General features: G+C 40.0%; 17 protein-coding genes. All 17 read right to left on the bottom strand.

Translation table 11 applies throughout. The annotated features are described in order from the left end of the window. Positions 1 to 45 precede the first annotated feature (45 nt). A complete protein-coding gene (locus QZZ35_RS04465; protein WP_291236321.1) occupies positions 46 to 981 on the bottom strand; it encodes a glycosyltransferase family 2 protein in 936 nt (311 codons plus the stop codon). A gap of 34 nt (positions 982 to 1,015) precedes the next feature. Beyond that, entirely contained in the window at positions 1,016 to 1,351 is a 336-nt protein-coding gene (locus QZZ35_RS04460) for an EamA family transporter (protein WP_291234124.1), read from the bottom strand. Next, positions 1,348 to 1,701: an EamA family transporter gene (locus tag QZZ35_RS04455; RefSeq protein ID WP_291236320.1), complete on the bottom strand. Its 354-nt coding sequence runs from the start codon at positions 1,699 to 1,701 to the stop codon at positions 1,348 to 1,350. Before QZZ35_RS04455 ends, QZZ35_RS04460 begins: the two co-directional genes overlap by 4 nt. Next, positions 1,688 to 3,595 carry a glycosyltransferase family 39 protein gene (locus QZZ35_RS04450; RefSeq protein ID WP_291236319.1) on the bottom strand — a complete coding sequence of 636 codons (1,908 nt, stop codon included), beginning with the start codon at positions 3,593 to 3,595 and terminating at the stop codon, positions 1,688 to 1,690. The genes QZZ35_RS04455 and QZZ35_RS04450 overlap by 14 nt, the downstream gene beginning before the upstream one ends. Before the next feature lie 19 nt (positions 3,596 to 3,614). Beyond that, the gene (locus tag QZZ35_RS04445; RefSeq protein ID WP_291236318.1) at positions 3,615 to 4,277 is read right to left on the bottom strand and encodes an acetyltransferase; all 663 of its coding nucleotides are present in this window, start codon (positions 4,275 to 4,277) and stop codon (positions 3,615 to 3,617) included. 27 nt (positions 4,278 to 4,304) lie between these two features. Next, positions 4,305 to 4,946, bottom strand: a complete 642-nt coding sequence (locus QZZ35_RS04440; RefSeq protein WP_291236317.1) for an RraA family protein — start codon at positions 4,944 to 4,946, stop codon at positions 4,305 to 4,307. A 21-nt stretch (positions 4,947 to 4,967) separates the two neighbouring features. Further along, on the bottom strand, positions 4,968 to 6,176 hold the full coding sequence (locus tag QZZ35_RS04435; protein WP_291236316.1) for an ATP-grasp domain-containing protein: 1,209 nt from the start codon (positions 6,174 to 6,176) through the stop codon (positions 4,968 to 4,970). A 27-nt stretch (positions 6,177 to 6,203) separates the two neighbouring features. Then, the gene (rffA, locus tag QZZ35_RS04430) at positions 6,204 to 7,328 is read right to left on the bottom strand and encodes a dTDP-4-amino-4,6-dideoxygalactose transaminase (RefSeq protein WP_291234130.1); all 1,125 of its coding nucleotides are present in this window, start codon (positions 7,326 to 7,328) and stop codon (positions 6,204 to 6,206) included. 64 nt (positions 7,329 to 7,392) lie between these two features. After that, on the bottom strand, positions 7,393 to 9,798 hold the full coding sequence (locus QZZ35_RS04425; RefSeq protein ID WP_291236315.1) for a YfhO family protein: 2,406 nt from the start codon (positions 9,796 to 9,798) through the stop codon (positions 7,393 to 7,395). A 26-nt stretch (positions 9,799 to 9,824) separates the two neighbouring features. Beyond that, a complete protein-coding gene (rfbD, locus tag QZZ35_RS04420; RefSeq protein WP_291236314.1) occupies positions 9,825 to 10,667 on the bottom strand; it encodes a dTDP-4-dehydrorhamnose reductase in 843 nt (280 codons plus the stop codon). Continuing rightward, complete coding sequence (rfbB, locus tag QZZ35_RS04415) at positions 10,664 to 11,686, bottom strand: dTDP-glucose 4,6-dehydratase (protein ID WP_291236313.1); 1,023 nt, start codon at positions 11,684 to 11,686, stop codon at positions 10,664 to 10,666. Before rfbB ends, rfbD begins: the two co-directional genes overlap by 4 nt. A 6-nt stretch (positions 11,687 to 11,692) precedes the next feature. Further along, on the bottom strand, positions 11,693 to 12,265 hold the full coding sequence (gene rfbC / locus QZZ35_RS04410) for a dTDP-4-dehydrorhamnose 3,5-epimerase (RefSeq protein WP_291236312.1): 573 nt from the start codon (positions 12,263 to 12,265) through the stop codon (positions 11,693 to 11,695). Beyond that, a complete protein-coding gene (rfbA, locus tag QZZ35_RS04405) occupies positions 12,246 to 13,157 on the bottom strand; it encodes a glucose-1-phosphate thymidylyltransferase RfbA (protein ID WP_291234135.1) in 912 nt (303 codons plus the stop codon). Before rfbA ends, rfbC begins: the two co-directional genes overlap by 20 nt. Further along, a complete protein-coding gene (locus tag QZZ35_RS04400; protein ID WP_291236311.1) occupies positions 13,154 to 14,587 on the bottom strand; it encodes a flippase in 1,434 nt (477 codons plus the stop codon). Before QZZ35_RS04400 ends, rfbA begins: the two co-directional genes overlap by 4 nt. A gap of 2 nt (positions 14,588 to 14,589) precedes the next feature. After that, positions 14,590 to 15,585: a glycosyltransferase gene (locus tag QZZ35_RS04395; protein ID WP_291236310.1), complete on the bottom strand. Its 996-nt coding sequence runs from the start codon at positions 15,583 to 15,585 to the stop codon at positions 14,590 to 14,592. Then, a complete protein-coding gene (locus QZZ35_RS04390) occupies positions 15,582 to 16,331 on the bottom strand; it encodes a glycosyltransferase family 2 protein (RefSeq protein WP_291236309.1) in 750 nt (249 codons plus the stop codon). Before QZZ35_RS04390 ends, QZZ35_RS04395 begins: the two co-directional genes overlap by 4 nt. Beyond that, positions 16,324 to 16,685 (bottom strand): hypothetical protein (locus QZZ35_RS04385; RefSeq protein ID WP_442899870.1); only part of this gene is annotated, 362 nt, incomplete at its 5' end. The genes QZZ35_RS04385 and QZZ35_RS04390, both read right to left, overlap by 8 nt.

Below are 16,685 nucleotides of genomic sequence, written 5' to 3'. Positions count from 1 at the left end.
CTAATACCCATGCAAATAACGATTTCTTCATGAATCAAATACCTCCTACTTTTTAGAATGATAACCTACAGTTTCTTTGACAACATACTGAGGTGTCTCATTGATACACATATAAATCCGTCCAATATATTCTCCAACCATTCCCATAAAAAGAAGAATCAAACCACCAACGGTTAAATTAACTGAGATCAAAAAGCTGCTGCTTTTTCCTTCCGGAACAATCAGCTTTCGAAGCCCTGTGATAAATGCCAGCAGAGCACCTGACGCCCCCATTACAGCCCCAAGCCCTGCCGATATTCTAAGAGGTTTGATTGAAAACGCAGTGAAACCGTTAACCCAAAGCTTCAAAAGTTTACTTATACTATAGCCGGAGCTTCCACTGCTTCTCTCCCTTTGCTCCATATCAATATTACCGATATTCTGCGTTGTCCGAAGAATCAGACCTGCAATATAAGGATAGGGCTGCTTATATTTGATCATCTCATCAATAATATAACGGCGGGCCATAAAAAATGAAGCCATATAAGTGCCTTTTGGCTTTTCGATCAGCCAGTCCGACATCTTTGTATTCACCCACGTACCCATACGTCGAAACAGTGACTGTTGTTTTCGTTCCGTATAACGGGCACATACCACATCATAACCTTTATTAATTTCATCCAAAAAATCAAAAACCCGGCCGACCGGTGTCTGACCGTCATCATCCGATGTCATAATATAATCTCCGGATACATGATTAAAGCCTGCCAGAAGTGCATTTGGCTGCCCTGCATTCTTTGCAAGATCCACGGCAATCACATGAGGATCCTCATGTGCAATCTCTTTGATAATGTCTGCTGTGCGGTCCTTTGAACAATCATTGACCAGAACAACTTCATATTCCACTTCCGGTCTTCCGGACATTGCATTACGAATCTCTTCAAGAACACCATGAATATTCTTTTCCGAATTATAGCATGGTATAACAAATGAAATTTTCATAGATCCACCCCTCTTTATCCAATATTTCTATTTTTTACAGCAGATAAATAATAATTCCAAAAAATATAATACATATGCCAACCACATTACGCTTCATTATTTTTTCTTTTAAAATAAAATGGGATAAAATCAACACCCAGAAAAAACTCGTTGCCTGAAACACCGGCATTAAATTCAGCTCCAAATGACGAAGCGCAAACATGCTGCACAGAGAAGAGCCAAACATCATAGCGTAAGCTGCAATTACTGTAAAATTCAAAAATTTTTTTAAAAATGTATCTCTTTTTGTATTTGCTGCTGTTTTTAACAATATCTGAGAAATTGCCCCGATGATCACACTGGTCAGGGCAAGTATACTGCCAACGATCATTCTTTTTTACCCACCACAATTCCTATTGTAATAATAATAACACCAAGAATCTTATTCCATGTGATCGTCTCATGAAAAATCAGAGCAGACCACAGAAGAATGAATCCATAATAAAATCCTTTGGACATATAAGCCTGTGACAATGAGATTCGCTCCAGAATAAGCTGCCAGATAACGGAATAGAGCATCAGCACTCCAAGTGAACATCCGTATAATAAAATCCACTGCCATGACATAACCTTATAAAAGGCTGAAAACTTGCCGAAAACCGCTGAAAAACTATACAGTCCTACTGCCAGAAACAATGCGATTGAAATCGCCAGACCGTTTTTCTTTTTATTGTTCTCCATTGTCTTCCTCCCAAACGCCTGTAATATATCCTTTGTACGGTTCACCCTTGTGCTCCGCTATATCTTCCGGATATAATACAACATAGTAATCATTGACATACTGAAGGCTGTAATTATTTTCTTCAAGAAACTCGAGCAAAATATCCCGCTTTCCTCCGAATGTACTTCTGCACATTTCATTGATTCGCTTTTCATAATCAAATTCATAAAATCCCCAGTAGTTATTCGTCCGACCATAAATAATGACAGGAAGGTTCTCAAACTTCGCTTTGGCATCCGCCATATCTGCCATCAATTTCTCGCCGCCATAGACACCATTTGTAAACCAGGGCTGTACATAGGAATCCATCTCTGTCAGATAATAAAACATAATGGATCCGCCGTATACGATCAATGGATAGTCATCGTTCACACCGGTTTTCTGAAGTTCATAAAGAACTCCGTTTACCGCATTTGCCTGACGCTCGGTTGTCCAGAGATATTTTAACTTTGGACTGTGAATCTGACTGTTAATAAGCGATCGGTCCGTACTGTCAAAATTGATCATATCATGTGCCATCTCCGCATATCTTGCAAGAAATGATACAATCAGAAGACAGAAAGAAAAAATCCAGGCCGTTCGGCTTAACGTTATCCCCATCATCGAATACAAACGATTAAACTTTGCGCGGGCTGTTTCACTGATAAACAATCCACCGATCACATAAACAACAAAGGGTGCAATGATCCATAATCCAAGAATGACATGCTTTGTTCCCGTGTTTGAACCGGCAATCGTAAGAAGCGGGAGACCAATACTCATAAGAGCGATCAGTGAAAGTTCTTTTTTTCCGCCTTCGGCATATAAATGATAACATAACGCCAGAAATGTAATGACATAAAATATACCAATAATAAAGGATGGCGCCGGTGTCATCTGAGGCCAAGTAGGTATTTCATTTACATAGTAGGAATACTTAAAAATATAAACTCCGATAAAAACAGCCGCTGCACCTGCCACGATACTGACAATACGTTTTTTGATGACCTCATTTTTTCTGAAAATCATTCCAAACCCTAAAAGAAGCACAAAAAATCCGGCAAAATAAAGGGCACCGGATGCAAGAGAATATAAGTTGCCTTTAATAAAAGTTCCCATAAGATTATCCATGCTGTAACCGCCGCTGTCTGCCGAGGCCAGACCGAATAATCTTAAAATATTCTGCATAAAATAAGAAAGCTGACCGGTAGCTTTAAGCAGTATTAAATAAATGCAGCTTGCCCCGGCTGCCCCTGCAAAAAACATACCAATATGCTTAAAAATAAACTTAATGTCTTTGTCCTCTACAAAATACCAATATACATAGAGCATGCATGTAGCAATTGCCGTAATACTTCCCATGCGGGAAAAGACAACTGTTGCAAAAAAAAGACCGCTTACCGCACTGAATCTTATATTATCTGCTGTAATCGCCTTAAATTCAAAACATAAAATCAGAACAAGGAGCAATACATTAAACTGATGATAGTTAAAGATATTCAAATACGTATCTGAAGCTATGATTGCCAACAGAAGTCCGATCAGTGTACGAATCTCTCCCAAATATGCTTTTAATGTTTTGTACACAACAAAGACCATCAGCATTTCTACAAACACTTCAAGAAGATTTAATCCCCAAAGTCCAAGCCCGGGAAAAATCTTCAGCCAGGCCCATCCGATCACGGTTGTAAGATATGCTGTAAATCCTATCAGTTCCGGCGTTTTATATAAATTTTCAAAGGCATACAGGTGATATCCCGTATCTCCCAGATCAATACCTATAAATGTGTGTAAAAAGGGATATAGAAAAATAGCACATATCAATACGATTTTTATTACCCTTCTTACCCGTCTGCTATCCTTTATCTTTTCCACAATTCAAACTCCATCTTTCTTACATCATATCTGTACTCTTTTTATTTTCCAGATGAACGGATCTTGCAGGTACATAAACGCCATATGGCTCTGTATTATCACTGATATAGCAGCCTGCACCTACCAGTGTATAGTCTGCTACTGTTTTTGGACCACGAATAACAGAATTCATTCCGAAAAAGCAATTATTCTCAACAACTGTTTTGCCTCCAAGCGTTGTTCCCGCTGAAAAATGATTAAAATCACCGATCACGCTCTCATGTGAAATATTACATCCATTCCAGATAATATTGCCATTACCCAATTTGACATTATAGCCCAGCACAGCTCCTTCAAAAATAATATTCCCTTCGCCACATTCCTTCATGCTTTCAATCACGCTTGGATGAATGAATCCCTGAATCACATATCCTTTCTCCTTAACCTGAAGAAATTTCTGCTTTCTCAAATCATTCATCTTACTGTAGCCCAGGCCGATAATAACCGAATACTGATCTGCAGGATAAACCTTCTCAATGTTTTCAAAAGCTTCAACCGGAAGACCGTCAAATTCATCGCTATTCTTATACTGTGCATCCACAATATACGCCTCTACCTCAACATCACTATATCTTTCCATATAGACCCGCAGCATCTGCGCAAAAGTCGTGAGACCAAACATCACACATTTTTTCTTTGCCATGTCCCTTTTCTCCTTCATCTGCATTAATTATAAATATTTCTTTAAACACACAATATCATAGGTATCCCACTTACGATGGTCAAGACATTCAAACCAGATGTCTTCCTGATCTTCGATCTTATGCAGTTTATCCAGAAATTCCTCTGTATGAAGCTGCTTTGGAATGATGACCACACCTGTATCATCACAGACGGCTATACCTCCGTCATACAATGCCATATGTTCTCTTCGAATGTTTTCATCCAACGGTTTTGAAGGCTGAACATTAAAACATCCCTCCGGATTAAAGCCTTTACACCATACAGGATAATTTTGTTTAATGATATCATTTCCATCACGAAAATTACAATTTGAAATAACAGCATTAACTCCACGATACAAAACCATGAATTTTGTCACCAACTCACCGATAATCGCCCTGTCACCGCAATTAAAAGCCTCGATAAAGACAATATCACCTTCCTGGACATCTCTCACCTGTTCATGGACCGGCCAGTTTGTCTCATCATAGGCATACACCCACCTTACAGGTCCTACCGCAAAATGCCCCCGGTTCACTGCATGACAATTTTTAACTGCACCGGTCTTCCCCATACAGTCTGCTACTTCTGTCGTTGAAATTCTGTTTTTTCTTATAGTTGTAATAATACTGTCTCTGATATCCATCATACGCCTCTTTCCTATATTAATTTAAAAATCTACTTTTAATGTCTCTTCAATGACTTTCATTAATGATCGAAGTTTTTCTTCACTTTCCTCATAAGCAATATAATAGCCTACACGTGAGCGGTCATCCTCCGCCTCACCTACAACATCACCGACACCAAATTCCAGTCCGAAATCAATGACATGATCATTATTTCGAATATCTTCAACCCCGCTGATTCCTTTAACCGGACGTCCTTTAGAATTCACGTCAATAAATTTTAATACAGCACAACGATTCACAAGTGCTTCATCAACTTTAATCTCAGCTGCTTGAACCTTGCCGGAAACAAAGTCTAATAAACAGGCATAGTTATCTACCCCGGACATGATCGGCACAATATCTGATGCAATCTTTGTTCCGCCGCCTCTTGCTGCCATCTCAATCAGGTAGAACTGTCCGTCTTCAAACTTATACTCTGCATGTGTAATACCAAAAGGAAGTTCAGCTGAATCAATAAGTGCATTATTTGTGCGCCGTAAAAGATCATAGTCAAATCTGCTGTTTGCATTTGAAAAGAACAGTTCGGACGCAATGCTCTCATTATATTCAAAATGTTTCTTCTCAGATATAGCCAGAGAAACATGTCCTTTTTCAGTCACAATACCATCAATCGTAAATTCGGTACCCTGTATAAAACGTTCTGCAATCACACTTTTACCGTCTTTGGAATATTGTCTGGCATCCTCGAAAAGTTCCTCGATCCTGTCACTATGTTCAATCACATGTACACCCCTGCTGGATTGAGAATCGATTGGTTTAATAATAATTGTTTTACCTGTGCGTTCAAGAAACGCTTTGATCTCATCAGCAGTTGAGCAGAGTTTATATTCCGGATAAGGAAACCCATGAGCCTTGCAAAATTCGCGCATCTGAAATTTATCCGTAAATAAAGCGGCCTTATCTTCGCCAATTGTAGGCAATCCAAGCTTTGTTGCCACATAAGCTACCGTTGGAACGGCAATATCACTCTGATCTGTAATAACACCGTCTACCTGATATCTTTTGGCAATTTCAAGGTTTTTATCCTTATCTTTTACATCTGAAACTTCACCGAAATCTGCATATTGAAATCCTATAGAATCCTCATACAGATTTGAATTCACCACTTCAAACCCGAGTTCCTTCGCTTTTTTAATAAGCGGTACCTGCCATGTACCTCCGGCAATAATAAGTAACCTTTTTCCTTTCATTTGTCTATTTCCTCCAGATTCCTTCTGCTAATCATAAAATTTTCTGACAGCATCAATGACCTTCTCTACATCTTTGCCCAATCCATAGTATAAAGGCAGACGTATCAGACGTTCACTCTCTTTTGTTGTATACCTGTCCTCACCCCGGAATTCTCCGTATTTAACACCTGCAGGCGCTGTATGAAGCGGAATATAATGAAATACCGCATTAACATCATGCTCTTTCAAATAGTCGATCATCTTTGTACGTTCTTCAAGGTCAGAAACTTTTATATAAAACATATGTGCGTTGTGAACACAAGACTCAGGAACAACAGGAATTTCAAGAACACCTTTATCCCGGAGATCTCTGAGTCCTTCATAATAAGCATTCCAGCTGCTCATGCGATCATCATAAATATCCTTTGCCATCTCCATCTGTGCCCAGAGATAAGCTGCGTTCAATTCACTTGGAAGATAAGAAGAACCTGCATCGATCCATGTATATTTATCAATCTGGCCGCGGAAAAACTTACTCCGATTCGTTCCCTTTTCACGGACGATCTCCGCCTTTTCAATCATATCCTGATCTTTGATCAGAAGAGCACCGCCCTCACCCATGCTCAGATTCTTTGTCTCATGGAAACTTAAACATCCAAAATCACCGATTGTTCCGAGAGCCTGACCTTTATAATAAGACATGACACCCTGTGCCGCATCTTCAACAACTTTTAAATTGTATTTGCGCGCAATATCCATAATCGTATCCATCTCACAAGATATCCCTGCATAATGGACCGGTACGATCGCTTTTGTTTTTTCTGTAACGGCATTCTCAATAAGTTTTTCATCAATATTTAACGTATCCGGACGAATATCTACAAAAACTGCTTTGGCACCGCGAAGAACAAATGCATCTGCCGTAGAAACAAAGGTATATGATGGCATGATAACCTCATCTCCCGGCTGTATACCGCATAAAATAGCTGCCATTTCTGTTGCATGTGTACAGGAGGTGGTAAGTAAAGCCTTCGTTGTACCTGATTGTTTTTCGATCCACTGATTGCACCTTTTGGTAAATTCTCCGTCACCACAGATCTTTCTTTTCTCAATTGCTTCTTTAATATAGTCCATTTCCCTTCCCGTATATGGCGGTATATTAAATTGTATCATACATTTATCCTCCAATGTTTATTACAAATATAACTCATTTTATTATGTTTGATGTAAAAAGTACTTACCCTTTTTTCGAATGCTTTTTACAGATAGCCACTGCAATTATATATGCCGCTATCGCTGCCGCTGAAAGCATAACACTGAACCAAAAAGCCGTCGGTTGATATGTCAATTCTATCACATGCTTGCCTTCTGTCAACTCAATTGCCATAAAACCAATGTTTCCTTCCATTATTTCCTGAGTAACTCCGTCTACATAGACCTTCCATCCTTTCACATTCGGAACGGAAAAAATCATGATCCGGTCTTCCTCAAGATCAGCCTGACCCTCGATTCTGTCTTCTTTCCATGCATCCACGACAAAGGCTTCCTTTTGTCTCTCTTTGACACAGGACATGTAGGCTTCCATATCTTCCAAACAAAGCAAACTTTCTGCCTCCTGATCCGATATTTCTTTTAATATGGTATCCGTCCCATCCTCAAGTACCGCACAAAATAATAAAAGCTTTCTTTGTTCCTCATCATTATATTTTTCAAATTTTGATTTTTTTATATATTTTTTATAAGAAATTCCAAAAGACAGGACTTCTTTATTTTCGTATATATCAATATCTCCGACAGATGCCAGGTATTCATATCCATACGGCCATGCTTCCTCAGAGCCATGAACCCTCATCAAATATTTGTAACCTGTCACAGCAGACAGATACACATCCGATCCTACACCCGTCGAATATTTTGAACCCAGATCATTTATAAATGACTCGGGATAAACTTCATTTAAAAACTCAAAAGTCGGACTATTTATGTTCGTATAATAACTGCTGTCGTAAATTCCAAAATATAGCGGTGAACAATAGGGATTCAACGCCGTGCGGACACCACTGATCCGGTAAAGTCCTTCATCCTTCTCTTTAATATAGTGAATCGCCTCAGATAGATCACCGTAATATCCCAATGGATCAGCCTTCATCTGGTCATAAAATTGATTCGCACACTGAGCGCTGACATTGAGTGTTGTCCGCGCTGAATGTCCCATCTCCAATATACAGATCAGACTGACTAAGATCATGCTCCATGCTGAAAAATCTCTTCTTTTGCCCTGCCATCCAAAAAATACCAGCACAATCGTCCACAAAATCAGGAACAAAAATACCCATCTGGTAACATTAAAATCGATGGTCATTCCAAAAAATGATGCTTTCCGTACACACAAAGTGTATACCCCAATACACATAATCCCCGTGATCACCACACCGATTTTATGAAAGCCACGCCTTTTAATACCGCATTCCAACCCGTATGCTGACATGATGACCATAAAAATAACGATCCACAATGAGGACATCCGATAGGATCTTATCCCCAATTCCTCATTTCTCACAAACATATTCATAATATCTGTGACTGCAGGAAAAATCATATAAGCTGCAGCGGCAATAATGCCTCCAATTATAAATTTCTTTGTACGCTTTTTACTCAGAATCACCGCTTGAGGAATAAGAAAAAATGCTAAAAGACCACAATAAAATATTGGCCGCTCAAGGTAATTCAATGCTCCCGTGTAATTCTGGAATACACCACTGGTGTTCACATCAAATAATGATACGATTCCGGAAAAAAGTACATCTTTGTCCACAATCTTTACGGCTGCTGCCTGATCCGCATATCCTTTCGTCGCTGTGTACCGGGCAGTACCCATTAGAGATCTGCCATAATCGAACAATACCATGCCGGCAATGCAAACTCCCATCAGATAAAGTCCCCCGCAGGACAAAATAAATCTCCAATAATCTCTCGCCGGACGTTTATCATAAAAATATCGCACGGTGGCATAGACAAATAATTCCAAACCATATAAATAAAGATAATATAATCCAAAAGCACAGGCTAAAACCGCAGTGGACACAGGAATCCACTGCCATTTCTTATCCCTATAATAACATTCGGCTGCCCATAGAATAAACATGGCAATATAACATTCATCCCCAAGCAGCCACCAATGTCCCCTGAGAATCAAAACGCCGCAAAGTGCATACATAACACCGGCCACACAGCATACTTCATCCTGAAATTCTAGCTTTTTCAGAAACATCACTGTAAAAAATGTTGCCAGAACCATCTTGAATACCTGCATCCAGGCCGCAGTGATCATCATTGCGGATTCATTCCGGAAGTAACCTGCCAAGATAGGCAAAAGGTTGGTCGGATAAAGAAACTTTATATAACTTTGCTCTGCCCCGAAGCCAACAGAAAAATTCCAAAAGGAAATACCTTTGCCTTCTTTCAGCATATCCACAAAATCTTTATATATTGGCAAAAACTGGGAAAATCCATCGGAAACCGAATATAAGTACGGAGCATTACCCATCAGATATTTATGATAAAGTATGACTGCCAGTATGAAGGTTACTGCTGATGCCGTGGCTGCGGCATTTTTTTTCATACACGATACATACCTGTTCATACACTACCTCCGATTCCGATGTAAACCTAGCCAAGTTCACACAAATATCTTCTCAGTGCATCCTGCCAATCCGGCAGCATGCAAAATCCAGCTTTTCTAAGCTTCTCTTTAGACATACGGCTATTATATGGTCTTGCCGCCTTTGCAGGATATTCTCCTGTAGACAGAGGATTTACTTTAACATCCATACCTGCCTGTCTGAAGATTTCACAGGCAAATTCATACCAGCTGCACAATCCGTCATTCGTCACATGATAAACTCCATAAGCATCGGATAAAATCATATCCATGACAATCTTAGCCAGATCATAGGTATATGTCGGTGAACCGATCTGATCACTTACAACAGAAACTTCTCCCCGTTCTGCACCTACCCGAAGCATCGTTTTGATAAAATTATTTCCGTTGATTCCAAAAACCCAGGAAATACGCAAAATAAAATATTTTTTTACAAACTCCTGAACAGCCAGCTCTCCGTCATACTTTGTCTGTCCATAGACATTTAAAGGCGCTTTTTCGTCATCTTCCTTCCAAAAATTTTCTCCCTGACCGTCGAAGACATAATCTGTAGAAAAATACATCATCGGAATATCCATCTCTTTGCAGACCAAAGCAATATTACGTGTACCATCCACATTAATACGACGGCATAATTCCTGATTATCTTCCGCCGCATCCACAGCCGTATAGGCCGCGCAATGAATCACTGCATCCGGTCTGGACGAAGTCATCACCTCGCGGACCTGCTCGCTGTTACATATATCCATTGATGCCACATCTGTCCCGAACATCTCAATGCCTCTTCTCTCACCTTCAAGAACCACATCGTGTCCGAGCTGACCGTTCACACCTGTCACTAATATTTTCATAACCGATCACCATACATTTTTTCAAAATAATTTGTATACTCACCGCTGATGATGTTCTGCCACCATTCTTTATTGTTCAGATACCATTCGATCGTCTGTTGTATACCTGTATCAAAATTATATTTTGGTTTCCATCCAAGCTCTGTCTCCAGCTTTGTCGGATCAATCGCATAGCGCATATCATGACCCGGACGATCTTTTACATACTTAATTAAACTTTCCGGTTTATTCAGTGCCTTTAAAATCGTCTTTACAACTTCAAGATTGGTCCGCTCATTATGTCCGCCCACATTATAGACTTCTCCGATGCGCCCCTTTCTTAAAATCAGATCGATCGCGGCACAGTGATCCTCCACATGAAGCCAGTCGCGCACATTTTCCCCGGTTCCATAAACAGGAAGTTCCTCATCTGCCAATGCTCTGGAAATCATCAGAGGAATCAGTTTTTCAGGAAAATGATACGGTCCATAGTTATTTGAACAACGGCTGATCGTAACAGGCAGCCCGAAAGTTCTGTGATATGCCAGTACAAACAGATCCGCACTTGCTTTTGAACTGCTGTAAGGACTGGATGTATGAAGCGGTGTCGTTTCTGTAAAGAACAGATCCGGACGATTCAGCGGAAGATCGCCGTAAACTTCATCTGTCGACACCTGATGATATCGTTTAACACCGAACTCTTTCGATGCATCCAGAAGGGTTGTCGTTCCGAGAACATTGGTCACGACAAAAATGGATGGATTCTCAATGCTTCGATCCACATGGGATTCAGCAGCAAAATTGACAACCGCATCAAACTTCTCTTTTTCAAACAAATCAAAAATAAATTTCCGGTCTGCAATATCCCCTTTGACAAATTTATAATTCGGTTTATCTTCTACAGGCTTTAATGTCTCCAGATTTCCTGCATAAGTAAGAAGATCCAGGTTGACAATCATATCCTCCGGATATTTATTTACCATATAATGTACAAAATTGCCGCCGATAAACCCGGCACCTCCGGTTACTAATATTTTCATAAACACTTACTCTCCTTCATACACAAAATTTATATCACTCTCTTCAAGAAGCGGGCCATTCACATCCTTTTCAGAAAGAATCGGCTCCATGCCCTCTAAAAGTGTTCCCCAATCCACAGCTATAGACGGATCATCATAACGTATACCTCTGTCATGCTCTTTTGAATACAGATTATCCACTTTATATTCAAATTCCACATCATCTGTCAATGTCAAAAATCCATGGGCAAATCCTCTCGGTATATAAAACTGGCGTTTATTCTCTGCACTCAATTCCACACTGACCCACTGCTTATAGGTAGGTGATCCTTTTCGAAGATCCACGGCCACATCAATCACTTTTCCCCGTGTACACCGAACCAGCTTCGCCTGTGCCATCGGATTATTCTGAAAATGCAGTCCCCGAAGTGTTCCCTTCTTCGAAGACATGGAATGATTATCCTGAACAAAAACGTTGTGAATACCTAATTGGGCATATTTTTCTGTACTGTAGGTCTCCATAAACCAGCCTCTGCTGTCACCAAAACAATCCGGTTCAATGATCTTTACCCCTGGAATTTTAGTGTCTTTTACTGTCATAATTAAACTCCTCTTTTTCCAAAAACTTACCGTCTAAAATATCTTTCAGATAAGCACCATACTGATTCTTTTTATATGTCTCATAAATAGCCTCTAATTGTTCTCTGGAAATCCATCCTTTTATGTAGGCAATCTCTTCAAGGCAGGCAATCTTACGGTGCTGATGTGTCTCGATGGTACGTACAAAATTTGTAGCATCCACCAGAGATTCATGTGTACCCGTATCCAGCCATGTAAATCCCTGACCGAGAAGCGATACTTCAAGTTCTCCCTGTTCCAGATAGATCCGGTTCAGATCTGTGATCTCAAGCTCGCCTCTGTCCGACGGCTTCAGACTTTTTGCGTATTCCACCACCCGGTTGTCGTAAAAATACAATCCGGTCACACAATAATTTGACTTCGGATGTTCCGGCTTTTCTTCAATAGAGATCGCCTTTCCGTTTTCATCAAATTCCACGATGCCAAACCGCTCCGGATCATCCACATAGTATCCAAAAACTGTAGCTCCGCTTGTTTTTGACGCAGCCGCTTTTAATCGTTTTGCCAGCCCATGACCATGGAAAATATTATCTCCGAGAATCATAGCCACCGAATCCTGACCAATAAACGCTTCACCGATAATAAAGGCCTGGGCAAGACCATCCGGACTCGGCTGAACGGCATAAGATATTTCGAGTCCGAATTCATGTCCGTCACCAAGCAGGGATTCAAAACGCGGTGTATCATCCGGAGTGGATATAATAAGAATTTCCCGGATACCGGCACGCATAAGAACAGCTAACGGATAATAAATCATCGGTTTATCATAAATCGGCAATAACTGTTTTGAAGTTACTTTTGTCAACGGATAAAGGCGTGTTCCGCTTCCTCCTGCAAGAATAATACCTTTCATCTTTTTGCCCTCCTGTAAACTATATTTTTCAAAATTGTAAAGAAAAGATCATCTCTTGTTACACACAATAACAGCACATATACGACCACTCCTACCCCGGTCTGAATCAGTGTCGTATACACTGAAGCACTGCTGTCCTTTCCGACAAACCAGACGATGACAAACATGATTGCGGAAAGAAATCCATATTTTAAAGACCGAAACATAACCGGTATGATCCGTATCTGTTTATTCATGACATAATACTGCATAATAAACACGGTATATTCCGCCGCAATTGTTCCCATAGCCGCGCCTATGAATCCATATTTCGGAATGAACAGTGCATTGATCAAAAGGTTCAGACAGGCACTGACCGAATACGAAATCGTCATGATTTTTGTCTGATTCGTCGCAAGAAAATACTGATTTGCCGACAGACTGCTCGCCGCAATAGCCACAATGATCGGTGCAAGAATTATCATCGCTATGATTGCCGGTTCAAAAGCCGGACCGAGATACCAAGGAATCATCTTATCTGCAATCGCTGCCATACCAAAAGCCACCGGCCATGCCATGAGCATTAATCCCTTAAGTGTAACCTCAAGATATCCCTTAATCTTCTCCAGATTATTTTTTGAAAACTCATTGGCAATTCGAGGCATCATAACAGAACTTACCGCTGTAATCAGAGCAATCGGTGCCTTGATCAGCTTTTCCGCCTGACCGTAGTAAGCAATCTGCTTCGTATCTATGCATATCGCCTCAATCATGACTTTATCAACCTGGAGATATAACGTACTCGCAAACTGAGGCAGAAATACCCGAATCGAAGGTATAAAATGTTTCGTTAAATTCAGCTCTTTAACTTCAACCCTCTCAATATATGGGCGCAGCTGAGGAAATATGCTTAAAGTTCCGATCAACTGAGAAAGGGCGCACAAAATAATATAAAGTACAAAATCATCCGCATCCTTAATAAAAGCAAAAATACAGATAATCGTCAGCATACGCACAATAAAGTTTCTCAAGACCGTAAGACCAAACATCTCCATACCGATAAAAAACCAGGAGACATCAAAAAACATAGCGAAAAGCCAAACAATCTGTATAACGAAAAAAGAACTATATTTATTAAAATGTCCTACAATCAGGAAAATGACCAGTGTGATCCCGAAAACGATCACACGATCGATCATCATCTCCCAGAATACCTTACTTCGTTCATGCTTTGAATCACGGACATAAGCGATCTCTCTCGTTGAATAATTTGTCAGCCCGATCATGCCAAAGGTATAAAATATCTGGGACATGGCATTAATGTAGCTCTCAATACCTATATTTGAAGGTCCAAGTACTCTGGAAAGGTATGGTGCCGTAATCAGCGGAATAATAATTGAAAGCAATTGGGAACAAGAATTAAAAATAAAATTTTTCATGATTCTTCCCATAACTATCTTGCTCTCCTTATCGTATAAAACAAGTCTCCGAACAGACTTTTAAAACGAATGTATTTTCCATCCCATAACATGCACGTCATAAAAAACAGCTCTATCCACGCACACTTTTTATGCTTCAGAACAGCCTGAGCCCTGAGCCGGTCAAATCTCTTTATTTTATTATAAACCTTCATCTCTTTTTCATCAATGCGGCATCGTCTGTGCCATCGGTCCATAATTGAAAAGAGTGCAAGTTTTTCTTTGATTGAAGCTTTTCTGAAATCAATATCCTGCTTAAACTCAAGAACTGACGGATGATCATCTGTACTCATTCCCAACGTATTCTTTCCATGAATACGATATTTTATCAAAGGTGTGTTCAGAAAATAACATCCCCCCTTCATCCCGGATATAAGATTAATCTCCCAGTCGTGAGGCAAAATGCTTTTTGTAGATTTTAAATACATATCTTTCACACATCTTCTGAAAGCCATCGTACATCCCGGCGAAATATTATATCTTAGAAGCATACCGTACTCGATCGGTATGAGCGCATTCTTTCCGCCGGTTTTCTTCATAAACCCATGATTCAAAAATCCTTTTCGCTCTTTATAGGAAATTTCTTTATCGGCTCCGTCAATCAGCATAAAAGCCGAATTAAGTGCCGTGATATGAGGATTATGTTCAAATACAGTTTCTATCTTTTCTAATTTTTCTTTTTCCCAAATATCATCCTGATCACTCAAAAAAATCAGATCGCCTGTCGTCAGACCGATACTCTTTTTAAAATTTTTTCTGTATCCCAGATTCTTCTCATTTTTTATAATACGGCAAAAAGAACACCCCTCTTCAGCCAGTATCCTCTGAAGAATATCGATCGTTGCATCTGAAGAACCATCGTCACAGATAATAATTTCATCCGGTATCCTTGTCTGATGCAAAAGTGACCGGATCTGTTTTTCAATGTAGGCTTCACCATTATAGGTTGTCATTGCAATAGAAATTTTCATTTCTTATTCCGCCCCTTATATCTCTTATATTTTACTGCAAATTTCAATATATCCCGAAAAATACACACGCGCCATGTCAACATCTGACGAAAGCCGGCATGACTGTCCGCCGATGCATTATGACCATGTCTCCTGTAACAGATCAATGGTTTCTCCAATATCTTTGTTTTTCCTGTAATCTCACCGACAAGACCGATCCACTGATCATGCATCGGCAGATCTTTTGGAAAGGGAAGGATAAACTTTCGCATCTCTTTTCGGAAAGCCATACAGCAGCCAATATAAGAATTCTTTATCAGGTTTTGTAGAACTCCCTTACGGCAGCCTCTTTTTTTCATAAAAGAAGGCTCTATGCAAACACCCTCTTCATCCACGATCTGTGCATCGTGCATTACCACACTGACGGATGGATCCCGGAAACATTCAAGTACACTGTCAACCTTTCCTTCCTTCCACACATCATCCTGATCACTCAAAAACAAAATATCTTTTTTGCAATGCCGGATCGCATTCTCAAAATTTGAAATGAGCCCCTTACCCTGACCACGGACAAGACGCACTCTCATATCTTTCCCGGCAAAAGAACGAATGATTTCTTCCGTTCTGTCAGATGAAGGATCAAGAGAAATAACAAGTTCATCCTCCGGTCGTAACTGGGATAAAATAGACTGAATCTGAGCTTCTATATAATGCTCTCCATTATAAGCAGCCATGGCTACTGAAACCGAAAAATCTTTTTTATTCATAAACACTTACCGCCTCACCCATTCCATCACTCACATTCTGCACACTAAGTAACGATATCAAAATGATAATAGACATACCGGTAAAACAAATCAAAAGCGGATTTGTCTGTACACAGACAGCCATACTGACAGTCAAAAATGCCCATGTGGATATACGGTTTTTGTGCTTTATTCCACGCCGTATCTGCAAAATGACCTGAGCACCGAATAAGACCAACCAGATTCCCATGCCGACAATACCTATTTTCATCATCAGGGCAAAAAACTGCATCTCATAGGAGAAAGGCGAAACTTCTGATCGAAGATACCCCTCCACATAGCTTCCGTATCCCCATCCTAAAACCGGTGATTGGA

The organism is Frisingicoccus sp. (assembly GCA_016298055.1).
GTDB lineage: Bacteria > Bacillota > Clostridia > Lachnospirales > Lachnospiraceae > Frisingicoccus.
Note: the sequence above shows the minus strand (reverse complement) of the source record. Positions and strands in the feature narration are given on the sequence as shown.